The sequence below is a fragment of the Azospirillum brasilense genome (genome assembly GCF_001315015.1).
Taxonomy (GTDB): Bacteria; Pseudomonadota; Alphaproteobacteria; order Azospirillales; family Azospirillaceae; genus Azospirillum; species Azospirillum brasilense.
In genome coordinates this window covers 2,658,791-2,680,562 of the sequence record NZ_CP012914.1, presented here as the reverse complement: position 1 = coordinate 2,680,562, position 21,772 = coordinate 2,658,791, and the positions used below count along the sequence as shown (strand labels likewise).

The window sequence follows — 21,772 nt, the reverse complement described above, 5'->3', positions numbered from 1 at the left end:
GGTGTTTTCAGGGGGAGGTGCGGTGGATGCCGGCTTGCCCCCTCCCTAGCCCTCCCCCGCTTTGCAGGGGAGGGGATTGTGGCTTGGGGTCGGGTCGGGTTGGGGAAGGCCGGGTGCGGCCGTCCTGGACAGGTGCAGCCAGCGGCGGTAGGCGTCCTCGCTGACGGGGGCGCGGTGCTTCAGGCCGATGCGGAGGATCTCCGGCAGGGCCAGCAGGACCTTCAGGTCGGTCAGCCGCGGGCCGTGGCGCAGGTTCTTCCAGCTGTTGCCGATCCAGCTCCGCGCGAAGCGCCAGGGCAGCAGGCCGGCGGGGCAGCGGGCCACTTCGCGGATCAGGTCGTTGCGGTGGTTGTAGAAACGCTCCAGCCCCGGCTTGCGGCCCTTCTCGCTCTTGTCGTGATAGACCATGATGCCGGGCAGGGCGACCACCCGATGGCCGGCGCCGATCAGCCGCAGGCAGCGGTCCTTCTCCTCCCCCTGGCGGTACAGCTCCGGCATGTAGAGGCCGGTGGCGGCGACCGCGCTGCGGCGCAGCAGATGGCCGCAGCCGACGTACCAGGGCGCGTCGAAGGGATCGGCCTGCTGCGGGAAATAGACCAAGCCGTCGCGCGTCTCGATGTTGCAGGCCACCGCCGCCACGTCGGCGTGCGTCTCCATGTAGGCCACCGCGCGGGCGAGGCCGTCCGGCTCGGCGAACCAGGAATCGTCATCCACCGACAGCACGTAGTCGCCGGCCGTGTTCACGAAGCCGAAGTTGCGGGCGTAGATCAGCCCGGCGTTGTGCGGCAGCCGGACGTAGCGGACGGTGGGGAACTCCCCCCGCACCATGGCGTCGGTGCCGTCCGTGGATCCGTCGTCCACCACCAGGATCTCCGCGACGGGGTGCGTCTGGGCGAGCAGGCGGGACAGCGCCGTGCGCAGTTCCGGCGCGCGGTTGAAGGTGGCGATGACGGCGCTGACGCTGGGCATCAGGCGACCTCGCTGGAGGAGGACGAGGCGGCGCGCGGCCGCTCGGGCAGGGGCAGCCGGACCGGCGGGCGTTTCAGCTCCTCCGGATACTCGTCGCGCAGGCCGGACAGGTAGCTGTCCAGGAAGACCCGCAGGCCGCGGAAGTCCCGGTTCACCAGATAATGGGCGGTGTATTTGGCGATCATGCGCGGGATCACCCCGGCCTTCTCGTAGGTGGCGTGGATGTAGCCCATGTTGCGGAAGAAATGCGGCGCCCGGTCGGCCCGCATCGTCTCCACCGTGCCCAGCCGGCCGCCCAGCACCTTGTGCTCCGTCCGCGACATGCCGGGATGGATGTGGAGCGCCTTCACCGCCGTGCCGACCTTCAGCCCGGCGCGGCGCGCGCGCAGGGTGAACTCGTACTCGTCGCCCCAGATGAACATCTCGCGTTTCACGTTGCCGATCCGTTCGAAGACGGCGCGGCCGATCAGCGTGCCGTTGAACAGGGCGATGGTGCCCGGCGCCAGCCCGTCCACCGCCCGCGCCATCAGGCTGTCCGGGTCGCGGGTGCCCTGCATGGGGAAGGCCAGGGTGGAGCGGTCCTCCGCCGCCAGCACCAGCGGGCCGACCATGGACAGGCCGTGGTGCTTGGCCTGGACCAGCAGCTCGGCCAGCGCGCCGGGCTGTGGGATGCCGTCGTCGTCGGTGCTCCAGATCCAGCGGGCGCCGAAGCCGAGCGCCGTCTCGAAGGCGGTGTGGTAGGCGCCGGCGGAGCCGCAGTTGGCCTGCCGCACCACGACCAGCGCGTCGCCCCATTCCTCCGCCTGCGCGGCCAGCCACTCGGGCGTGCCGTCGCTGGAGCCGCTGTCCACCACCACCAGCCGCTCCGGCCGCGGCTGCTGCCCGAGGATCGCCGCGACGCAGGTGGCCAGAAGCGGCAGGCGGTTGTGGGTGACGACGATCGCCACGACGCCGTGGGCGATGTCTCTCGAGACGCTGTCCGCCGGAAATGTGTCGTGAGCCATGGCTGGGCGGTTCCTCCTGGTCCTGTCCATCAGTCGGTTTGGGTGCGGGTGGGGGTGCAGTCGCCCTGGCCGGGCCGGCAGGGCAGGATGGCGACGTCCGGCGAGGCGTCGGCGGCGCCGGTCAGCACGCCCAGCCGCCCCAGCGTGCGGGCGACCGTGCGCGCCGCGTAGAGCTGCCCCTCCAATCCCCAGCGGCTGCCGTTGGGCGCGTAGACATCCCGCACCCCGCCGGCGGCCAGCGCCGTCAGGCCGGCGGCCAGCGGCACCGCCTGAAGCGTCGGGTCGGCGCCCAGCACCTCGTCCACCGCGGAGCGGTGGGGCGGCGGTTCGAGCAGGAAATCGGCGTAGACCGTCCCCTTGTCCGGCGCGACCAGCAGCAGGAAGCGCGTCACCCCGTTGGCCTCCACCGCGTCCTGGATCGCGTGCAGGCTTGCGCGGCGCTCCTCCAGCAGGCGGTGGTCGGCGCGCCAGGGCTGGAAATCCTCGGCGCGGAAGAGGGTGGTCGTCGCGGCGGCGGAGCTGAACAGGCCGGCATAGGCCAGGGGCCGCTCCTGCACCGGGCCGCCGGTCACGTTCAGCACCGCGCGCGGCAGCGCCTTGACCAGCAGATCCAGCGCGTGGCCGATCGGCGGCGGGTTCCAGGCCTGGGCGCGGCTGCGCTCCAGGGACCGCGGCTGGCGGTTGAGCGGCTCGACGGGAAGGGGGCGCGGGGCCGCCACGCCGTGGGGGCGGGGGGCGGTGACGGTGGACAGCTCCAGCCCGCCGACCGGCGTCTCCAGCGCGCTCTCCGATAACTGCAGGATCACGACGCGGGGCGGGCGCTCGCGGAATTCGGGGGAAACCAGTTGCGCGGCCAGCGTCGCGGCGTCCGCGGGCCGCACGCCGACGGTCAAGCCGGTCAGGTTGCGCAGATGGTCGGTCCAGTAATGGCCGTAGCGACCGTGGCGCTCCTCCGCGTCGGGGCGGGAGAAGCCGTCGCCGAACACCAGCACGTCGTAACCGGTACCGACCCGTGCCGCCTCGGCCAACGGCGGTACGAAGATCGCTTGCGGTGCCTTGGGGCCGAACCGGTTCTCCGCGTAGCCGCCCAGCTCCGTCAGGTCGCCGTCGGGCGGGTCCAGGGCGAAGGCCAGCGGCAGGACCAGCGCGGCGGCCAGCGCCAGCCCGCGCAGAAGGATCCTGTCCAGCCCGCCCGCCACCGGTCGCCTCACGCCCGGTCCGCGGGGAACCGGAAGACCGACATGCGGCTCTGCGCCAGCGGCGACCCGGCGGAGTCACCGATCCACAGGCGCAGCGCCTTGGTCGCGCCGATCCACAGCAGGATGGGCAGCAGCGAGAAGAAGCCGAACTTGACGATGGTGATGTTGCCGTCGCGGTACCATTGCAGCGAGAGCGGGATGAAGGCGCAATAGAACAGCACCGCGTAGCGGTTGGTGAATCCCGATTCCCAGAACCAGCGGTGCAGCCGGCCCAGGATCAGCCCGACCACCACCATGGTGACGATCACGCCGATCCACCCCGCGCTCATCCAGCCGTCGCCGGCCAGCGAGGTGGTCAGGTTGGAGAAATTGCCGAAATCGTGCAGCGACACCCATTTGACCGGCGCGCCGATGGGCTTGTCCGGCCACAGCATGCGTGGGATCGGCTCGGTGAACAGTTGCAGGTACTGGGTGAACCAGGTGTAGGTCCCTGACTGCTGCGGCACCGCCCACAGGATGAAGGCCAGGAAGTCGAAATTGGCGATGTCCTGGTTCGACACGCTCTCGACGAAGGAGCCCTCGCCGCCCTGGAAGATGCTGAACAGCTTGCCCGGATTCTCGGTGCCGGCCAGCACGCCGCGCAGGAAGTCGCGGTTGTTGCCCAGCGTGTGGAACAGCAGCAGCACCGGCAGGCCGCAGGCGAGCTGCCACCAGCGGAACCACTTGGTGCGCGTGTGGTAGAGGATCAGCAGCACCATGCCCAGCACGCCCATGATGATCGCCCAGCGCCCCCAGCCCAGATAGGCGCGGTAGCTGACGAAGGCGATGAAGGGGATGAAGGACAGCGGGTGGAAGCGGCTGACCCAGATGATGCCCAGCGTCAGCGGCAGGCCCATCGAATGGGCCTCGGCGATGTAGCCGGTGGTGTTGACGTAGACCGGCTGGCCGGTCAGCGGGTCGCGCTCCATCTGCACGTCGCCGGTGCCGGTGAAGTCGGCGCCGTCCTGGCGCAGGATCGCCGAATAGATGGCCAGCGGCCCCAGCGCCGCCACGGTCAGGGCGAAGGCGGTGATGTCCAGCCGGTCGAAGGTGAAGGTGGGCGCCCGGCTGAGGTCCGGCTTGACCCGCCCGGCCCAGCCGCAGGCGACGGAGAAGGCCACCAGCGCGACCGAACTGACCGTCAGCGACTTCACGAACTCCGCGGCACTCGGCCAGTAGCCCATGAACAGCCAGGCGTTGTCGATGCCGAAGCCGTGGACCAGCAGCGGGCGGATCACGAAGACCAGCGTGTGGAAGATCAGATAATAGGTCAGCGGGTGGAACATCGACGCGGTGCCGGTGCTGAGGAACACCACGGCGACCAGGGCCACCACCAGCACCTGCGCGATCAACGCCGTTTCGATCATGCCGGACTCCGCCTTACCTCGTGAACGCGCGGCACCGCCAGCCACGGCCGGTGGTGTGGCGGCCGGTGGGGCGGTGTCGTCGTGCCGGCCCCCGGAAGCGAAGGCGGCACATCCGGAAGCAACACCGCCGGCCCCGGTCGGGTCCCCCCGTCCGGGAGCGCAGACGGCGAGGGCCGCCCGGTCAGGGCTATCCGCGCGGCACCTTCGAGGCACCCCGTCCGCGCTTTTGCTTCATCCGCCCCGCGCCGCCAGTTTCGCTGGGGTGCGGAACGGAGGTGATATGACGCGCCGGATTCCTGGACTCTTCGCGGGCGGGCTGTTGTGGCTGGTCCTGCTGCTGGCTGGTCCCACCCCGTCCGTCGCGGCGGAGCCGGCGATCCACGTCTCCCCCCAGGGCGACGACCGCTGGTCCGGACGGGTCGCCGCCTCCACCCCGGACGGGCGGGACGGCCCGGTCGCCACGCTGGCCCGCGCGGTGGAGGAGGCGCGCAAGCGTGGGCTGCACCTGATCCTGCTGCGCGGCGGCACCCACCGGCTGACCGACACGGTGACGCTGGGTCCGGAGGATTCCGGGCTGCGCATCGCCGCCTTCCCCGGCGAGACCCCGGTCCTGTCGGGCGGCGAGGTGGTGACGGGCTTCAAGGCGGAGCGGGATGGCGTCCTCTCCGCCCCGCTGGCGCGCGAGCCGGGGCTGGACGTGAGCGCCGCCGGGGTGCGGCTGCGCGCGGCGCAGAGCGGCGCCTTCGACCCGCAGGACCCGATCCGCAGCGGCTGGTTCGTCGCCCAGCAGACCAAGGGCGGCGGCGACAAGCGGCAGTTCCGCTTTCCGCCCGGCACCGTCCAGGCGGCCTGGGCGGTCCCCGGTGTGCGCGTCCAGGCGCTCGACCGCGAGCGGCAGGCCGACGACATCCGCGGCATCGAGCGCATCGACCGCAACGGCACGCTGGTGCTCGACCGCGACGGCTGGTACCCGTTCCGCGACGGCAGCACCTTCCGCCTGCTCGGCCATCCCGATTTCCTGAAATTCCCCGGCCAGTTCGCCTGGAGCGCCAAGGACCGGCGCCTGCTGCTCCGCCCCCAGGACCCGGCGGCCTTCGCCCGCGACGGCGAGGCGGTGGTGGCGCGCACCGCCCCGCTGATCCAGGCGGAGAAGGCGGACTCCATCACGCTCGACGGGCTGTCCTTCGCCGACGTGCCCTACAACGGGGCGGCGGTGCGGCTGGCCGGCGGCTCGGGGCACCGTGTCCTCGACAACCGCTTCTCCGCCGTCGGAACCGGCGTGCTGCTGGTCGGCGTCGCGGACAGCGAGGTGCGCGGCAACCGGCTGGAGCATCTGGGGCGCAGCGGGATCGAGCTGACCCCAGGCAGCGCCGGCAACCGCATCATCGCCAACACCATCCGCCATGTCGGCGAGGTGAACTTCTACGGCGGTGGCATCATGAGCGCCGGGGTGACCCGCACGCAGATCGCCCACAACGACATCCGGCACGCCGCGCGCTACGGCATCTCCATGAAGAACTGGAACCCGGAGACGAAGAACACCGACAACGTGATCGAGTACAACCGCATCCGCGACATCGGGCGGGAGACCGCCGACCTCGGCGCCATCGAGACGCTGGGGCGCAGCGACATCGACACCAAGCTGGTCATCCGCTTCAACGACATCCGGGGGACCGGCGGGATCGCCACCGACGCGGCGGGGCGCTGGATGACCCGCTACAAGGGGTTCGGCGTCTATCTGGACGACCTGACCAACGGCGTGCGGGTCGAGGGCAACTTCCTGGAGGACACCGGCTGGGCCTCGGTCTTCATCCATGGCGGCGACGGCAACCGGGTGGAGAACAACATCGCCGTGCTGACCGACGAGCGCGACCGCTTCCTGCGCTTCGAATGGGTGCCGAAGGCGGGGACGGCCGGCTTCCTGCGCGACAACGAGGCCAGCCGCAACATCATCCACGCCCGCGTCCCGGTGGAGCAGCTGGTGACGACGCTGACCGGCGGCGAATACCGGCTGGAGAACAACATCTTCGACCGGCCGGGCCGCGGGCTGCGCGCGCCGGGGGCGCCGGTGGAACGCACGCAGGCGCGCTCCATTCAGGGGGGCAACCAGCCGGACCCCTATTTCATGAACCCGGCGAAGGACGATTACCGCCTGCGCCCGAACTCTCCCGCTCTGAAGATCGGTTTCCAGGATCTTCCCTGGTCGCGCATCGGTCCGGAAGGGGCGCGCTGAGCCCATGGACACGCACAGCCCGTCGCCCGAGGCGCCGCCGTCCGCCACCATCGGGCTGGCGCCGCCGCAATTCGACCTGTCCGCCCTGCCGCCGCGCATCCTGCGCGAGCTGCGCGCCAGCCATGTCGGCGAGACCGTGGCGGTTTCCCTCTACGACGGCGTCGCCGGCGCCACCACCGATCCGGAGGTCCTGCGCTTCGCCGCCTCCCACCGAAGGGTCGAGCGGCGGCACCTGCGGCTGTTCGAGGCGGTCCTGCCGCCGGACAGGCGCAGCGTGCCGCTGGCCTTCTGGCGCTGGTCGGGCCGGGTGATGGGCGGACTGCCGGCGTGGCTCGGCCCGCCCTACTTCTACGCTGTGGTCGCCGGGGTGGAGGCGTGGGTGGACGGGCATTACGCCCGGCAGATCGCCCTGGCGCGGCGGCTCGCCCCCGATCCCGACCTGCTGAATCTGTTGGAGGCCTGCCGCCTCGACGAGCGTCTCCACGCCCGTGACGCCGCCCGCTTCGACCCGGCACCGCCCTGGACCGCTCGCGCGCTGGCGGGGGTGGCAGTGTTCCTGTCCCGCGTGGGGGTGAGGGCAGCGCGCTGGGTGTGAGGGCGCTCAGCCCATGGCGCGCTTCGGGCGGACGGCCGGCCCGGCGGCTTCGGGCAGCGGCCCGGCGATGCGGTCGAGCAGCGCGTCCATGCCACTGTGCCCGGCCTCATGGGCGGCGCGGGCGCGGGCGTGGGCCTGCTCGGAGGCGAGCGCCAAGGCGTCGCGGTCCTTGGCCCACAGGCGCAGCGCCGGCAGCACCGCCTGGATGAAGTCCCGGTCCTGCGGGACGAGGCCGGGGCGGGGAATGTCGCTGCCGATGCAGCCGCGGTCGTAGGCCAGCACCGGCACGCCCGCCGCCATCGCCTCGAACAGCACCAGCGGCTGCGCCTCGTTGCGGTAGCGGGTGGGGAAGACGAAGACGTCGATGTCGCGGTAGAAGGCCGCCTTGGCATCGTCGTCCACCGGGCCGCGATACTCCACGTCGCCGTCGAAGGCCGCCAGCCCCGCCGCGACCAGCGCGTTGTCCATACGTCCCAGGCCGGGCCCGGCCAGCACCAGCTTGACGTCCACCCCCTCCGTCTTCAGGGCGCGCAGCAGGGTGAACAGCGTGTCCAGCCCCTTGTCGGCGCACAGGTTGGACAGGTGGCCGATGCGCAGCGGGCCGGATTTGCCGTGGCGCGGCCGCGGCACCGGCGGGGTGAAGATGGCGTTGGAGACGCTCATCGCCGTCTTCGCCGCCGGGTAGAGCGCCTGGAAGCGCGCCTGCATGGCCGGGCAGAGCAGCACATGCATGCAGTCCGTGCCGGCCAGCCGGGTCAGCAGGCTCATCCGCCAGGTGGGTTTGGAGATGGTGGCGAAGGAATGGTGGTGCAGCGTCCGTTCATAGCCGAACAGCCGCGCCGTTCCGGCCAGCGCCGCCGTGTAGAAGATCCCCAGCCCCGAATCGACCGGCATGTAGAAGCGCCGTCCGGGGATCGTCGCCCCGGCCGCCAGCCGCAAGCCCGCCAGCAGGACGCGCATCGCCTTGGCGGCGTGGTAGCGCAGGCCGCCGCCGTTCCAGCCCGGCGACAGGTCCGCGACCTCCACCGTGGCCTCCACCGGACCGCGGTTGCGCAGGCGGTCCAGCACCAGGGCGGTGACCCGACTCATCCCGTCCATGGGCGGGGGAAGGCGGCCCGAGACGACGATGTGGGGGGTGTTGCGGCGGTCGGTCATCAGGCTTCGCTTTCACGGGTGCCCTTGCGGGCGCTTTCATCGGTGCTTTGGGCGGCGCCCTGGTCGGCATCCTTGCGGGCGTCCAGGCTGTGCAGGGCCTTCTCCACGGCCTCTGCGAAATAGCCGGCATCGGCCAGCGCCTGGAAGGGCCGCCCGTTGAGGCTGAGGCGGCGCCATTCCGCCTCGTCCGACGCGACGGACAGCATGTGGCGGGCCAAACCCTCCGGGTTGTCGGGCTCAACGATGTGGCCGTTCAGGCCGCTGCGGATCAGCACGTCGCGGGCGCCGCACTGGTCGGACAGGATCGTCGGCACGCCCATGGCCAGCGCCTCGTTCACCACCAGCCCGAACTGCTCCTCCAGCGAGGGCAGCAGCAGGCACAGGGTGGAGCCCAGCGTCTCCGCGATCCCCTTCTCCTGAAGGAAGCCGCGGAAAATGATGTGCCCGTCCAGACCGCGCTTGGCGACCTCCGCCCGCAGGTCGGCCTCCAGCGGGCCGGAGCCGCAGAGGTGCAGGGGCCGCGCCGCGTCTCCCGCCAGCCGGCGGTAGAGGTCGTAGGCCTCGACGGCGCGGAACAGGTTCTTCTTCGGCACGAAGCGGGCGATGATCGTGAAGTGGCGCTCGGCGAAGGGCACGCCCTCCGGGGCCGGGGTCATGCCGGACAGCCGGCGCACCCGCTCCAGCGACAGGGTGTCGTAGCCGATGAACAGCCGGTCCTTGGGCAATCCCAGGAAACGGTAGTAGTCGACGGTGCGGTGGCTGCCCCCGATCGCCGCCTGATAGGGCTTGTAGAGCAGGGACTTCAGCGCCTCGCGCCAGAGGACCCGCGGCTTGTCGTCGAACTTCGAAGCGTTCATGTTGACAACCCGCCGGCCCATCAGCCGCATCGTCACCGCCAGGGCGAAGACGTCCGGCTCCTCGTAATGGCATAGGAAGACGTGGCTGGCCCCCGCCTTGCGGCATTCGCGCAGCAGGGCACGGTAGACCTGGAAGGACGGGATGTCCGCCTTGGAGCGTCCGGGGAACAGCGTGACCTTGCGGAAATGCTGCCCTTCCCCGGTGGAGTCCCAGGCGTAGGTGTGGGACTTCGACCCGACCTCCAAACCGACCACGTCGTAGAGATGGCCGAGCCGCCGCCCGACCGCCTCCAGCCGGTCCATGTGGTAGGGGCCGAACATCTCCCAGGAAAAGACCAGGGCGGGCTTCGTCATGCGGCGTCGTCTCCCAGCAGCAGCGCGGCGTAGCGCGCCAGGACGGCGCTGCGGCTGGCGTTGCCCTCCACCCAGGCGCGGCCCCGGCGGCCCATGGCCGCGCTCCGGGCGGGATCGTTCAGAAGCTCGGCCACGGCCTGGGCCATGGCCTCCGGCGCGTCGGGCGGGGTGCGTCGGAAGGCGTCGATCTCCGTCCCCAGCCGGTCGAGCGCGGAGCCCGGCAGACAGGTGCAGACGAAGGGCCGCCCGGCGGCCAGGATGGTCACCGCCTTGCCCGGCATGGCGAAGGCCGCCCCCTCCGGACGCTGCGGCACCAGATGCACGTCGCCCTCCGCCAAGCCCTCGCCGAGCCGGTCGGACGGAATCAGGGGGGCGAATTCCACGTTGGGCAGCGCCATCGCCTTGGCCTGGGCCTTCAGCTCCTCCTCCAGCCCGCCCTGGCCGCGCATCAGCACGCGGGCGTCGGGGCGCAACGCGTGGAGATGGCGGGCCATCTCCAGCACTTGGTCCAGCCCCTGCTTGCGGGCGAAGGCGCCGCTGTAGAGCACGGTCGGCGGCTGGCCTTCGGGCCGGGGCAGGGGGCGGACGGCGTCGGCGTCGACATGGGGCGGGATCACCGTGATCGGCCGCCGCACGCCGAGGTCGCGCAGCACGTCGGCCATCGCCTCCGACAGCACGACGATGCCGTCGGCGCGGTTCAGCGCGGTGCGCTCCACCGCCTGGATGGCCTTCAGCGCGGCCCCGCCGCCCATGCCCAGCGCGCCGGCAAGGCCCGACTGGATGTCGTGCACGATGGCGATGTGCCGCCCACCCGGCGCCCGGAAGCGGTCGGCGACGGCGACGCTGAATATGGAGGGGCAGAGCGACAGCACCGCCTTGTGCGGCGCGACGCGCCCGCGGGCGCGGGCCGCCAGGAAGCCGGCGTGCAGCACGCCCTCATGGATCAGCCGGGCCTTCATGCCGCCGCCCTTCGGCGGGATGGTGAGCAGCCGCTCGATGCGGACGCCGTTCACGGTGCGGCGGTCCTCGGCCCCGTCGGCGTAGCCGTCGTAGATGGCTTGGCCCGGATAGTTGGGACGCGCGGTCAGCACGGTCATGTCCGTCCCCGCCGCGGCGAAGGCGGTGGCGAGGTCGGTCATCATCGGCGCGCTGCCCGCGGGTTCCGGCCAATAGCTCATCGCCACCAGCAAGACCGATGGCGGCAGGATGGCCGGAGCCGCCGGCCCTTCGGAGACGGGCGTGCGCAGGGGTGTGGAGTCATCGGGCATCAGCGGTCACTCCGCGGCTTTGCCGGTGGCTGTCTGAGGGACCGGCGGGGCGGCGTTCTCCAGGAACCACGCGTGGGTGCGGCGCAGCCCCTCCTCCAGCCCGACCTTGGGCCGCCAGCCGGTGGCGAACAGGCGCGACACGTCCATCAGCTTGCGGGGGTGACCGTCCGGCTTGCTCAGGTCCTGGGTCAGCGCCCCCTCATAGCCGACCACCCCACGGATCAGCCGGGCGAGATCGCCGATGGCGACGTCCTCGCCGGGGCCGACGTTGATGATGTCCTCCCCGTCGTAGCGCTCCATCAGGTGCAGGCAGGCGTCGGCCATGTCGTCCACATAGAGGAACTCGCGCCGCGGCGTGCCGGTGCCCCACAGGGTGACGTTGGGCGCCTGCTCCATCTTCGCGTCGTGGAAGCGCCGGATCATGCCGGGGATGGCGTGGGAGCCCTCCGGGTCGAAATGGTCGCCGGGACCGTAGAGGTTCGACGGCATGGCGCAGATGGCGTTGAAGCCGTATTGCCGCCGGTAGGCTTGGCACTGGGTGATGCCGGCGATCTTGGCGATGGCATAGGGCTTGTTGGTCGGCTCCAGCGGGCCGGTCAGCAGCGCCTCCTCCTTCAGCGGCTGCTCCGCGAACTTCGGGTAGAGGCAGGAGGAGCCGAGGAAAAGCAGCTTCCTCACCCCCGCCCGCCAGGCCGCGTCGATGACGTTGGTCTGGATCAGCAGGTTGTCGCGGATGAAGTCGCCGCCGAAGCGCTCGTTCGCCAGGATACCGCCGACCTTGGCCGCGGCCAGGATCACGTAATCGATCTTCTCCCGGTCGAAGAAGGCGCGCACCGCGGCTTGGTCGGTCAGGTCCAGCTCGTCGCGGCCGCGCAGCACGAGGTCGTCGTAGCCGCCCTCCACCAAGCGGCGGACGATGGCCGAGCCGACGAGGCCGCGGTGCCCCGCGACGAAGATGCGGCTGTTTCGCTCCATGGGTCTGGTGTCCCTTATTCGGCGGCGTTGGCGATCGGGGCGTCGCCATCGCGGCTGCGGGCGGCGTACCAGTCCACCACGCCGGGCAGACCGTCCTTCAGCGGGATGCGCGGCGTGTAGCCGAGCGCGGAAAGGCGGGCGATGTCGGGGCTGCGCCGCTGGGTGCCGCCGGGGGCGGGCGGTCCGATTTGGACGTCCGCCACCCGCCCCAGCACGCCGACGATCTGCCGGGCGAGTTCAGCGATGGAGATCTCCTCCGGGTTGCCGACGTGGTAGATGCCGAGATGCTCGCCGCGCTCGATCACCGTCATGATGCCGTCCACCGCGTCGTCGATGTGGACGAAGGCGCGGGTCTGGGTGCCGTCGCCCTGGATCGGGAAGGGCACGAGGACTTCCGGGCTGCGGTCGATGGCCTCCACGGCGCGGCGCACGAACTCCGGCACCACATGCTCCCACCCCATGTCGGGGCCGTAGACGTTGTGCGGGCGGAAGATGGCGACGCGGTCGAAGCCGGTGCGGCCCCAGTTGACCGCCAGAAGCTCCGAGATCAGTTTCGACCCGCCGTAGCTGTAGCGCGGGTTCAGCACGTCCGGCACGACCAGCGGGATGTCCTCCGGGGTCGGCACCATCGGCGGGGTCTGGTAGGCCTCGGAGGAGGAGGCGACGACCAGATCGCCCACCCCGTTCGACCGGCAGGCGTCCAGCACGTTCAGCATGCCGCGAACCCCGACGTCCAGCACCACCTCCGGCTTCTCGTAGAAGTGCTTGGTGCCGTTGACGGCGGCCAGATGCAGCACGCCGTCGACGCCGCGCACCGCCTTGTCCACCGCCGCGGGATCGCGGATGTCGCCGGACACGAATTCGACGGCGTCCACGGCGTCGCCCAGCCGGCGCGGGTGGCCGCGGGAGTTGTCGTCGAGAACGCGCACGCGGTGTCCATCGCGCACCAGCCGGCGCACCAGGGCGGCACCGATGAAGCCGCTGCCCCCGGTCACGAGATAATGTTTCGGCATTGCTTTTCCTCAGGCGGCAGCGTCAAGCGACGCTTCTTCAAGCGACATGGGCGAAGCGGGCGGCGCCGTGGCTGCCCAGCGCCACGTAGGCCGTGCCCTCGGGCAGGTCCACTTCGCGGCTGTTGAAGTTGTTCCAAAAGTCGTAGATGACCCCCGGACGGTCCATGCGGCGCGCCAGATCCGGCAGCGGCATGGAGGTGAAGACCGGGTGGTTGTTCAGGATGACGGCGAGGTTGGCGCCCTCCACCGCCTCGGCCATGCTGTTGGCGGGCTCCAGCCCGAAGCCGCGGATGTCGTCCGCCGCCACCACCGCGTCGAAGCCGCGCCAGCGCGCCTTGGGGAAGCGGGTGCGCAGCTCCTCGAACAGCGGCTTGGCCATGGTGCCGCGCAGGTCGTCGGTCGCCGGACGGCCTTTGAAGGCGAGGCCCATCAGGCTGATGGTCGGCTCCTGCGGAAAGCCCTGCATGGAGCCGGTCAGCCGCTCCAGGAAGTGCGACACCTCGTGAGGCTGGCTTTCGTTGATGCGGCGCCCGGCGGCGGTGATGTCCATCTCCACCCCGACCTCGCGGGCGGATTCGATCAGGATGTGCGGGTCCTTCTCCAGGCAGGGGCCGCCGACCGGGCCGGGCAGCGGGAGCTGCGTGCGCGGGTAGCCCAGCTTGCCCGCCCGCGAGACCTCCAGCGCCGAGACCTCCATGGCGTTGCACAGCCGGGCGATCTCGTTGGCGAAGGCGAAGGTGACGTCGCGGTAGGTGTTGTCCACCAGCTTGATCATCTCCGCCGTCTCCAGCGTCGAGACCTTGACCGTGGTCGGGGTCAGCATGCCGAAGATCTGCGAGGCGCGGGCCGCCACTTCGACGCTTTCCGCGCCGATGATCTGGGGAAGCTGGTTCAGCTCGATCAGCGCCTGCCCCTCCAGCGTGCGCTCGGGGCAGAAGGCGATGTCGAAGCGCTTGCCGGTGCGGCGCAGGATCGGCGCCACCACCTCGCGGGTGGTCCCCAGCTTGACGGTGGAGCGCAGGATGACGAGGTCGCCGTCATGGATGCGGTCGGCCACCTGACGGGTGGCCGCCTCGATCATGTCGGTGCGCACGCGGCCGTCGCGGTCCAGCGGGGTGCCGACGGTGATGATGAAGACGGTGCAATCCCGGCAACCGTCCGTTGTGCGGCCGAAGGTGAAGCGCCCGCGCTCCATCACATGCCGCAGCTTCTCGGCGAGGCCCGGCTCATGGAAATGGGGGACGCCGCGGGCCAGCTTGTCCAGCACCTCGTCCCGCACCTCCACGCCGTGCACCTGGAACCCCGCGTCCGCCATGGCCACGCCCAGCGTCAGCCCGACATAGCCGAGACCGAGCACACAGACGTTCCGGTCGGGAAAGGACTTTGGGAGCATAGTCTTTCGATCCTGCTTAGTGATTGGAGCATGCATCCAAAGGCGCCGCCGCCATCCGCCACCCGCGCCATGCGCAATCCGAACGTCTTGCAACGCGGCATTGTTCCGGCCGTTCGGGGTGGCGTGAATTGGCTATGCCGTTGATCGAGCATTGTTTTGTTCGTGGTACCCCGGACCGGCGGCAAGGGCGCGTCCGGTCGGCGTCCCTCGGGATTCGGGATGAGGCGGGCGGATCATGCCGCCGCCACGATCAGCCGGCGCAGCCGCGACGGGCGGACCAGTCCGGTCAGAAGCGCCGCCAGCGCGTAGACCGCGATCAGCACGCTGCCGCCGATCAGCAGCGCGGGCAGGGGATGAGCGGGAGCCATCAGGTCCGGCAGCGCTTGGGTCAAGCCCAGCGTGGCCCCCATGGCGAGCGCGGCGCACAGCGCCGCCCGCGCGGCGATTCCGAGATAGAGCTGCCCGACCTCGCGCCGGTGCAGCCAGGCGAGGCCGGTCATGGCGGTCAACTCTGCGATGATCGTCGCCATGGCGGACCCCTCGATCCCGTAACGCGGAATCAGGATCAGGTTCAGCGCCGCGTTGGTCAGCCCGCCGATCAGGATGGCGGTCATGTAGCCGGTCTGCCGGTGCCAGACGAGCAGCGGATTGCCCATGGTCAGGTTGATGTGCACGATGGCCACCGCGATCATCAGCAGGCGCAGCGTGTCGGCGGCCGGCGCGTAGGCCGGGCCGAAGACGGTGCCCAGGATGGCCGGTGCCAGCGTGAAGCCGCCGGCGGCGATCAGCCCGCCGATGGACAGGATGGTCGCAGCGTAGTCGCGCATCCGCGCCCGCATCGCCTCGCGGTCGCCATAGGCGGCGGCGAGCTGCGGCATGAAGGCGCTGAGGATGATGTTCCCCGCGGTCAGCGACAGAACCAGCAGCTTGGTCACCGCGGCGTACCAGCCGACCTCCGTCTGCGGCGCCATGAAGCCCAGCATCACCAGATCCAGGTGCGAGAACAGCGCCCAGGCGAAGACGCTGACCGCCATCGGGGCGGAGGTCTTCAGGATCGCCCGCCACTTGGCGAGGTCCACCCGCGGCCGCGGCATCCGGAAATCGCGGCTGAAGCGGGCCAGCATCAGGGCGGCGTTGATGACGAAGGAGATGGCGGTGATGCCGGCGGCGACGGCCAGATCGTCCGGTCCGCGCACCAGTGCCAGCACGGCGACCATGTTGCCGAGCGACGTGCCGATCTCGCGCACCGCGATGACGCTCATCCGCTCCGTCGCCTGATAGACGAAGTCGAGCAGCAGCGCGTTGCCCAGCAACTGCACCGCCTGAACCAGCAGCACCGCCTTGACCAGCGCCGATTTGTCGAGCTGGAGCACGAACAGGGCGTAGAGCCCGCCGACCAGCACCGCCAGCAGCATCCGCAGGGTCAGCACATGGTCCGCAAGATCGGTGGCCTTCTCCCGGTCGCGGGCGATCTCGCGCACCGCGTAGGTGGAGAGGCCCAGATTCACGAACAGCGCCGCGTAGGCCAGCATGGAGGTGCCGAAGCCGAGCACGCCGAAGCCGTCCGGCCCGAGCGCGCGCGCGGTCCAGGCCGTGGTGATCAGCCCGCTCAGCAGTGTGGCGATACGGGCCAGCCCCAGCGCGCGGATGTTCAGGAAAATGCGTCGTCCGGCGGTCATTTGGTCTTTTTGGGTGTGTGGGCGTGTCGTGTCGGGCCCCCCTCCCGACCTCCCCACGCTTCGCAGGGGGAGGAGATGAAGCCCTCCCCTGCGAAGCGGGGGAGGGTTGGGTGGGGGCCCGAAACCGTCGCTTCTCTCAAGCGCCGCGGTCAGTTCGCGTAGTAGCGGCGGTAACCGTGGTAGCGCCCGCTGTCCGGGAACTCGTATTGGGCGTGGCGGCGGATATCGACCTGGGAGAACAGGACGCCGACGACCTCGCCGCCCGCCTCGACGATCTCCTTCAGCCCGGCCATGGCGGTCTCCCGCTTGGTCTTGCCCCAATGCACGATGAAGACCGTCTGGTCGGCCAGCGCCGCCAGCAGCTTGCCCTCCGACACCGCCAGCACCGGCGGGCTGTCCAGGATCACCCGGTCGTACTCCAGCGCCAGCCGCGAGATGAGCTGGTGCATCCGGCTGGAGCCCAGCATGTCCTGCGGCAGGGCGGAGCCGCGGCCGGACGCGATGAAATGCAGGCCGGTGCGCGGGTCGGTCTGGATGACCTCGTTCGGCGCGCATTCGCCGGACAGCACCTCGTACAGGCCGTGCCGGTTCTCCAGCCCCAGCATCGGGTGCAGCCCCTTGCGGCGCATGTCGCAGTCCAGGATGATCGTCTTCTGCCCGGCGTTGGCGCAGATGCGGGCGAAGGCCGCGGCGATCGAACTCTTGCCCTCGCCGGGGACGGAGGAGCTGAACAGGATCACCCTCTGGTGGCCGTCCGGGTTGGCGAGCAGCAGCGTGGTCCGCAGGTTCTGCATCGCTTCGGCGAAGGCCGACATCGGCTTTTCGATGGCGTAGTCGGCCGGCGACGTGCCGCGGCGGCGGCGCCCGATGGCCGGGACGATGCCCAGGGAGCGCACGCCGGTCGCCGATTCGAACTGGTGCGGGCTGCGGAAGCCGCGCTCCGACTGCTCGCGCAGCATCGCCAGCAGAACGCCCAGCGTGGCCGAGGCGATCAGGGCCAGCAGAACGATCATCTTCTTGTTGGGCTGCGACGGGTTCAGGGGGATCGCCGCCTCCGACACGATGCGGGCGTCGGGCTGCTGGATCTCGGTCTGGCCGGCGATCTCCTGGAAGCGCGTCAGCATCGCCTCGTACATGGTCTGCGAGGTCTCGGCGTCGCGCTCCAGCGTGCGCAGGGTCACGTTGGATTCCTGCTGCTGGTTGCGCTGGGCCTGGAGCTGGTCGAGGTTGGTCTTCAGGGCGGCCTCGCGTCCCCGCTCGACCTCCACCTCGTTGCTCAGGTTCTGGACGATGCGGCCCACGTCGGCCTTGATCTGGCCCTGCAGGTCGCGCAGCTCGCTCTGCAGCGCGGTCAGCGTCGGGTGGCGGGCGCCGTACTTGTTGGCGGCGTCGGCGATCTTGCGCTGAAGTTCGACCTCCTGCTGGCGCAGCGCCTGGATCAGGGGGGACCCCAGCACATCGCCGATGGCCGACACGCCGCGCGGGCTCTGCGCCAGGGTGGTCACCTCGCGCAGCTTGGCCTCCGCCTCCTGCCGCTTGGTGCGGGCCAGGACGTAGCTGGTGTTCAGCTCGGCCAGCTGCTGGGCGATCAGGGTGGTTTCGCCGTTGGCGTTGGTCAGGCCGCTTTCGGCGCGGTACTTCTCCGCCGCCTCGCCGGTCGTCTTGGCCTCGCGGCGCAGCTCGGTGATGCGCTCCTCCAGCCAGGCGGTGGCGCGCTTGGCCGCCTTGAACTTTTCGTCGAGCTGGTCGACGAGGTACATCTCGCCGATGGTGTTGGCGATCAGGGAGGCCTTGCGCGGGTCCTCGCTGTCGAAATCCACGGCAATGACGTAGGACCGGCCCTGCGGGCGCACCGCCAGATTCTCGATGAAGCTGTTGACGACCGAAGTCCTTTCGTTGGCCGTCTTCTCCTCCGGGCTCAGCGTGATCTCGGGGCGGTCGCCGCGGGCGCTGTTCCACCAGGAGTCGGGCATCCAGTTCTTCGGGTTCAGGTAGTAGAACCAGTTGGTCTGCTCGGGCCGCAGCGCCGCGTTGAACTCCGGGTCGTTCATCAGGCCGAGCTTGTCGACCACCTTTTCCGCGAAGGCGGGGGATTTCAGGATCGCCACCTCGCTCTGCAGGGCGCCCAACTCCGTCGAGAGGCCGGAGACGACCTCCTGGTAGTTCATCACCTGGTTCTTGCGGTGCTCCACCATGATCAGGGTCTGGGCGGTGTAGAGCGGTGTCATGCGCAGCGCGACGAGACCCGCGATGCCTGTCCCCAGCACGATCACCGTCCCGATCAGCAGCTTGTGGCGCAGCAGCATGCCGGTGGTGCGGCGCACCGCGCTGGCCGCTGCGGTCGACAGGTCAAACGAGACCGGTCCCGGGACCGGTGCCGACTGCCGCCGCTGGGGTTGATCCTGAATGTCCTGGGTCGCCAAAGCGGGTCCTCCTCGCATGCCGAACGGCACCCCGTTCGGGGCGTTACGGTCCCTAGAACGTCATCGACCGTCCGGCCGTTTCATGCTGCCCGCAGTGCATATGGTGGGGAAGACACGCTCATTGGGTACCCTCCCCGGAGTCACCATTGGGGAGAGTGACCGGCGGGGTGGACCGGAGAAGCCCCTTCGCGGATAATGGTCATCGCCGATCGAAGGGGGCCGGACATGCTGCCGCAACATATTGAAAAGATTGACGGTATCTGGGTTGGTGCGTTTCCGGCGCTGTCCGCGCTGGAGCCTGACGCGGGGGCGCTTCTGCACGCGCAGGGGACGCGGATGGCGGTGCCGCGCGGGACGGTTCTGTTCCGCATCGGCAGCCTCTGCCACAATTTTCTCATGCTGCTGGACGGCACGGTGCGGGTCCAGATGACCGCCGAGACCGGGCGGGAAATTGTTCTCTACCGCGTCGGGGCGGGCGAAACCTGCATCCTGACCACCGCCTGCCTGATGACACGCGCCGACTACAGCGCCGAGGGCGTGGCCGAAACCGACCTCGACGCCATCGCGCTCGGGGCCGGGGCTTTCCACAACCTGCTGGCGCGGTCCGCGGTGTTCCGCGACTTCGTCTTCGCCTCCTTCGGCACGCGTCTGCTCGGCATGATGATGCTGGTGGAGGAGGTGGCCTTCGGGCGCATCGACCTGCGGCTGGCCCGCTTCCTGGTCGACCATCGCGACGCCCGCGGCGGGCTGGACACCACTCACCAGACACTGGCCGTCGAGCTGGGTACGGCGCGCGAGGTGGTCAGCCGCCAGTTGAAGGAGTTCGAGCGGCGCGGCTTGGTGGAACTGTCGCGCGGGCGCGTCGGGGTGTGCGATCCCGGCGCTCTGCTGGCGCTGGAGCGCACGGACGGCGTGTGACGGAGTCACAGACCGGCAGGCGGAAAGGGGCTTGAATGGGCGCACCAACCGCCCACCCCAACCCCTAAGGTGCACCCATGCCCGTCAACGTCGGCACCATCGACCGCGCGCTGCGCGCCATCGTCGGCCTCGTCCTGATCGCCCTCGTCTTCGTCGGGCCGCAGACCCCCTGGGGCTGGATCGGCCTCGTCCCGCTGCTGACCGCGGTGGTCGGCTTCTGCCCGGCCTACAGCCTGTTCGGCATCAGGAGTTGCGCGATCAAGAGGTGATCCGCCACGCCCCAAAGGAAAAGGCCCCTCTCCGCAAGGACAGGGGCCTTTTCTCGTTCATGGTCAAGTGACCGGCGTCACCCCCGCGGGGCGTGCTTGTTCAGGATGCGCTGCAGGGTGCGGCGGTGCATCTTCAGCCGGCGGGCGGTTTCGGAGACGTTGCGGTCGCACTGCTCGAACACGCGCTGGATGTGCTCCCACCGCACGCGGTCGGCGGACATCGGGTTTTCCGGCGGCGAGGGCAGCGGGCGGCCATCGGCCAGCAGGGCGGATTCCACGGCGTCGGCGTCCGCCGGCTTCGGCAGGTAATCCACCGCGCCGGCCTTCACCGCGGCGACCGCCGTGGCGATGTTGCCGTAGCCGGTCAGCATGACGATGCGGGCGTCGGGGCGGGCGTCGCGCAGGGTCTTGACCACGTCCAGGCCGCTGCCATCGGCCAGCCGCAGGTCGACCACCGCGAAGGCCGGCGCCGATTCCTGGGCGACGTCGATGCCGAGCTGCACGCTGTCCACGGCGACCACGTTGAAACCGCGCTTTTCCATTGCGCGCGCAAGGCGGGTTCGGAAAGGCGCGTCGTCGTCGACGATGAGGAGGCTGCGGGTAACGTCACCCGTGAACGTCAGCTTGGCGGTTTCGCCCGTTGGACTCTCGTCCGTGGTCATCGCGCTATCCACCACTAGTCCTCTGGTTCTAAGACACCACGGTCCCAACGTACGACAACTCGCGCGCCGCCGCTACGGTTATTGCTAAAGGCTACAAGGGCGCCCGTTTTCTCTAGCAGCGTTTGTGCAATAAAGATTCCCAGCCCCATATGGCCCGACCGCTCGCTTCTTGCGGACAGGTAGGGCTCGCCGATGCGGCTCAGCAGATGGGCGGGATAGCCCGGCCCGTCGTCCATCACCACCACGGTCGCCGACTTGGCGTCCCAGGACGCGGCGACCGTCACCCGCCCGCCGGCGAACTGGTGGGCGTTCTGGATGAAGTTGCCCAACCCATGGATGATCTCCGGGCTGCGGCGGACGATGGGCTCCTCGCCCACGGAACCGTCGCTGCGCTCGACCGTGAACTGGATGTGGCCCAGCCGGTGCGGCGCGCCGGCCGCCTCCACCAGCGCGGTCAGGGGCAGCCGCTCGAACGGGTCGCCGCCGTCGGCCTCCGGCTTGCGGGCCAGCTCCGCCAGGATCTCGCGGCAGCGCATCACCTGGCTTTGCAGAAGCGCCACGTCCTCGGTGAAGGGGCTGTCCGGCGGCATGTCGTGCAGCAGCTCCTTCGCCACCACCGCGATGGTGCCGAGCGGCGACCCCAGCTCGTGCGCGGCGGCGGCGGCCAGCGCCCCCAGCGAGGACAGCCGCTGCTCGCGCGCCAGCGCCACCTGCGAGGCCGACAGGGCGTTGGCGAAGCGCCGCGCCTCCTCGGCCACGCGGAAGACGTAGCCGCTGATGAAGCCGGCCGACACCGACAGCGACAGCCAGATGCCGAAGGCATAGAGCGGGGCGACCGAAGGCATCGGCTCCGGCCAGGGCAACGGGAAGTGCCACATCGCCAGCACGGTCAGGCAGACGAGGTTGAGCCCGGTCAGCAGGACCACGCTGTAGCGCGACAGGATCGCCGCGGCCACGGTCATCGGGGCGAGCAGCAGGATGGCGAAGGGGTTGGCGAGGCCGCCGGTGAGATAGAGCAGCAGCGTGAGCTGCAGCATGTCGTAGCCGAGATAGAGCGCGGCGTCGCGGTCGGCCAGCCGCAGCCGCCCCCCGCGCTGGGCCATCGCCACGAGGTTCAGCAGGACCGAGGCGCCGATGGCCGCCAGCACCGGCCCCAGCGGCAGCGGGAAGCCCATGACGAGCTGCACCGTCGCCACGGTGGCGAGCTGCCCGATCACGGCGATCCAGCGGATCAGGATCAGGGTGCGCAACGTGACGCGCCCGTCCAGGTTGGTCCACTGGGCCGGACCCGGTCGGCCCGCGTGCGTCATGGCGTGGCGAAGGGATGAAGCGGCGGTCACGGTCATGGGCGGGCTTTCCAGCAAGGGCCGCTGTCGCCGCGGCTTCGTATCGGGGCGCTT

At 70.3% G+C, this 21,772-nt stretch carries 18 protein-coding genes; 4 read left to right on the top strand and 14 right to left on the bottom strand.

Annotated features, from left to right (window positions below; genetic code table 11):
• Window positions 1-45: 45 nt before the first annotated feature.
• The 4 genes from AMK58_RS12430 to AMK58_RS12415 are packed head-to-tail and all read right to left on the bottom strand — an operon-like array spanning window position 46 to window position 4,578.
• The gene (locus AMK58_RS12430) at window positions 46-969 is read right to left on the bottom strand and encodes a glycosyltransferase family 2 protein (RefSeq protein ID WP_035674093.1); all 924 of its coding nucleotides are present in this window, start codon (window positions 967-969) and stop codon (window positions 46-48) included.
• Window positions 969-1,973 (bottom strand): glycosyltransferase, encoded by a 1,005-nt coding sequence (locus AMK58_RS12425; protein ID WP_059398945.1) that lies wholly within the window; start codon window positions 1,971-1,973, stop codon window positions 969-971. Before AMK58_RS12425 ends, AMK58_RS12430 begins: the two co-directional genes overlap by 1 nt.
• A gap of 29 nt (window positions 1,974-2,002) precedes the next feature.
• Window positions 2,003-3,184: an alginate O-acetyltransferase AlgX-related protein gene (locus AMK58_RS12420; protein ID WP_137165128.1), complete on the bottom strand. Its 1,182-nt coding sequence runs from the start codon at window positions 3,182-3,184 to the stop codon at window positions 2,003-2,005.
• Window positions 3,181-4,578, bottom strand: coding sequence for a hypothetical protein (locus AMK58_RS12415; RefSeq protein ID WP_035671151.1), 1,398 nt, complete (start codon window positions 4,576-4,578; stop codon window positions 3,181-3,183). The genes AMK58_RS12420 and AMK58_RS12415 overlap by 4 nt, the downstream gene beginning before the upstream one ends.
• A gap of 280 nt (window positions 4,579-4,858) precedes the next feature.
• Between AMK58_RS12415 and AMK58_RS12410 the strand changes: the two genes are divergently transcribed.
• Both AMK58_RS12410 and AMK58_RS12405 read left to right on the top strand, forming a co-directional pair.
• On the top strand, window positions 4,859-6,811 hold the full coding sequence (locus AMK58_RS12410; RefSeq protein WP_059398943.1) for a right-handed parallel beta-helix repeat-containing protein: 1,953 nt from the start codon (window positions 4,859-4,861) through the stop codon (window positions 6,809-6,811).
• Window positions 6,812-6,815: 4 nt separating this feature from the next.
• Window positions 6,816-7,406, top strand: coding sequence for a demethoxyubiquinone hydroxylase family protein (locus tag AMK58_RS12405; protein WP_059398942.1), 591 nt, complete (start codon window positions 6,816-6,818; stop codon window positions 7,404-7,406).
• Window positions 7,407-7,412: 6 nt separating this feature from the next.
• On the opposite strand, the gene AMK58_RS12400 is transcribed toward AMK58_RS12405, so the two are convergent.
• From AMK58_RS12400 to AMK58_RS12365, 8 genes are all read right to left on the bottom strand, one after another.
• The gene (locus AMK58_RS12400; protein WP_059398941.1) at window positions 7,413-8,561 is read right to left on the bottom strand and encodes a glycosyltransferase family 4 protein; all 1,149 of its coding nucleotides are present in this window, start codon (window positions 8,559-8,561) and stop codon (window positions 7,413-7,415) included.
• The gene (locus AMK58_RS12395) at window positions 8,561-9,772 is read right to left on the bottom strand and encodes a glycosyltransferase family 4 protein (protein WP_035671167.1); all 1,212 of its coding nucleotides are present in this window, start codon (window positions 9,770-9,772) and stop codon (window positions 8,561-8,563) included. Before AMK58_RS12395 ends, AMK58_RS12400 begins: the two co-directional genes overlap by 1 nt.
• A complete protein-coding gene (locus tag AMK58_RS12390; protein WP_035671170.1) occupies window positions 9,769-11,040 on the bottom strand; it encodes a glycosyltransferase family 4 protein in 1,272 nt (423 codons plus the stop codon). Before AMK58_RS12390 ends, AMK58_RS12395 begins: the two co-directional genes overlap by 4 nt.
• A gap of 6 nt (window positions 11,041-11,046) precedes the next feature.
• Window positions 11,047-12,015, bottom strand: a complete 969-nt coding sequence (locus AMK58_RS12385; protein WP_035671173.1) for a GDP-L-fucose synthase family protein — start codon at window positions 12,013-12,015, stop codon at window positions 11,047-11,049.
• Between the two features lie 14 nt (window positions 12,016-12,029).
• Window positions 12,030-13,028, bottom strand: coding sequence for an NAD-dependent epimerase/dehydratase family protein (locus AMK58_RS12380; protein ID WP_059398940.1), 999 nt, complete (start codon window positions 13,026-13,028; stop codon window positions 12,030-12,032).
• Window positions 13,029-13,065: 37 nt separating this feature from the next.
• Window positions 13,066-14,421 carry a nucleotide sugar dehydrogenase gene (locus AMK58_RS12375; protein WP_035671179.1) on the bottom strand — a complete coding sequence of 452 codons (1,356 nt, stop codon included), beginning with the start codon at window positions 14,419-14,421 and terminating at the stop codon, window positions 13,066-13,068.
• A gap of 233 nt (window positions 14,422-14,654) precedes the next feature.
• Complete coding sequence (locus tag AMK58_RS12370) at window positions 14,655-16,100, bottom strand: flippase (protein ID WP_035671182.1); 1,446 nt, start codon at window positions 16,098-16,100, stop codon at window positions 14,655-14,657.
• 149 nt (window positions 16,101-16,249) lie between these two features.
• Entirely contained in the window at window positions 16,250-18,523 is a 2,274-nt protein-coding gene (locus AMK58_RS12365; RefSeq protein ID WP_035671184.1) for a GumC family protein, read from the bottom strand.
• 225 nt (window positions 18,524-18,748) lie between these two features.
• On the opposite strand from AMK58_RS12365, the gene AMK58_RS12360 reads away from it, so the two are divergent.
• Window positions 18,749-19,441 carry a Crp/Fnr family transcriptional regulator gene (locus AMK58_RS12360; RefSeq protein WP_051140080.1) on the top strand — a complete coding sequence of 231 codons (693 nt, stop codon included), beginning with the start codon at window positions 18,749-18,751 and terminating at the stop codon, window positions 19,439-19,441.
• A gap of 77 nt (window positions 19,442-19,518) precedes the next feature.
• Entirely contained in the window at window positions 19,519-19,710 is a 192-nt protein-coding gene (locus AMK58_RS12355) for a YgaP family membrane protein (protein ID WP_035671186.1), read from the top strand.
• Window positions 19,711-19,787: 77 nt separating this feature from the next.
• On the opposite strand, the gene AMK58_RS12350 is transcribed toward AMK58_RS12355, so the two are convergent.
• A complete protein-coding gene (locus AMK58_RS12350; RefSeq protein WP_014239303.1) occupies window positions 19,788-20,372 on the bottom strand; it encodes an ActR/PrrA/RegA family redox response regulator transcription factor in 585 nt (194 codons plus the stop codon).
• 14 nt (window positions 20,373-20,386) lie between these two features.
• Entirely contained in the window at window positions 20,387-21,718 is a 1,332-nt protein-coding gene (locus tag AMK58_RS12345) for an ActS/PrrB/RegB family redox-sensitive histidine kinase (protein ID WP_035671189.1), read from the bottom strand.
• Window positions 21,719-21,772: the final 54 nt, after the last annotated feature.

Bases quoted from the DNA above. Each gene is read 5' to 3' on its own strand.
- AMK58_RS12430 (WP_035674093.1), bottom strand. From the start codon at position 969: ATGCCCAGCGTCAGCGCCGTCATCGCCACCTTCAACCGCGCGCCGGAA.
- AMK58_RS12425 (WP_059398945.1), bottom strand. From the start codon at position 1,973: ATGGCTCACGACACATTTCCGGCGGACAGCGTCTCGAGAGACATCGCC.
- AMK58_RS12415 (WP_035671151.1), bottom strand. From the start codon at position 4,578: ATGATCGAAACGGCGTTGATCGCGCAGGTGCTGGTGGTGGCCCTGGTC.
- AMK58_RS12410 (WP_059398943.1), top strand. From the start codon at position 4,859: ATGACGCGCCGGATTCCTGGACTCTTCGCGGGCGGGCTGTTGTGGCTG.
- AMK58_RS12405 (WP_059398942.1), top strand. From the start codon at position 6,816: ATGGACACGCACAGCCCGTCGCCCGAGGCGCCGCCGTCCGCCACCATC.
- AMK58_RS12400 (WP_059398941.1), bottom strand. From the start codon at position 8,561: ATGACCGACCGCCGCAACACCCCCCACATCGTCGTCTCGGGCCGCCTT.
- AMK58_RS12395 (WP_035671167.1), bottom strand. From the start codon at position 9,772: ATGACGAAGCCCGCCCTGGTCTTTTCCTGGGAGATGTTCGGCCCCTAC.
- AMK58_RS12390 (WP_035671170.1), bottom strand. From the start codon at position 11,040: ATGCCCGATGACTCCACACCCCTGCGCACGCCCGTCTCCGAAGGGCCG.
- AMK58_RS12385 (WP_035671173.1), bottom strand. From the start codon at position 12,015: ATGGAGCGAAACAGCCGCATCTTCGTCGCGGGGCACCGCGGCCTCGTC.
- AMK58_RS12380 (WP_059398940.1), bottom strand. From the start codon at position 13,028: ATGCCGAAACATTATCTCGTGACCGGGGGCAGCGGCTTCATCGGTGCC.
- AMK58_RS12375 (WP_035671179.1), bottom strand. From the start codon at position 14,421: ATGCTCCCAAAGTCCTTTCCCGACCGGAACGTCTGTGTGCTCGGTCTC.
- AMK58_RS12370 (WP_035671182.1), bottom strand. From the start codon at position 16,100: ATGACCGCCGGACGACGCATTTTCCTGAACATCCGCGCGCTGGGGCTG.
- AMK58_RS12360 (WP_051140080.1), top strand. From the start codon at position 18,749: ATGCTGCCGCAACATATTGAAAAGATTGACGGTATCTGGGTTGGTGCG.
- AMK58_RS12355 (WP_035671186.1), top strand. From the start codon at position 19,519: ATGCCCGTCAACGTCGGCACCATCGACCGCGCGCTGCGCGCCATCGTC.
- AMK58_RS12350 (WP_014239303.1), bottom strand. From the start codon at position 20,372: ATGACCACGGACGAGAGTCCAACGGGCGAAACCGCCAAGCTGACGTTC.
- AMK58_RS12345 (WP_035671189.1), bottom strand. From the start codon at position 21,718: ATGACCGTGACCGCCGCTTCATCCCTTCGCCACGCCATGACGCACGCG.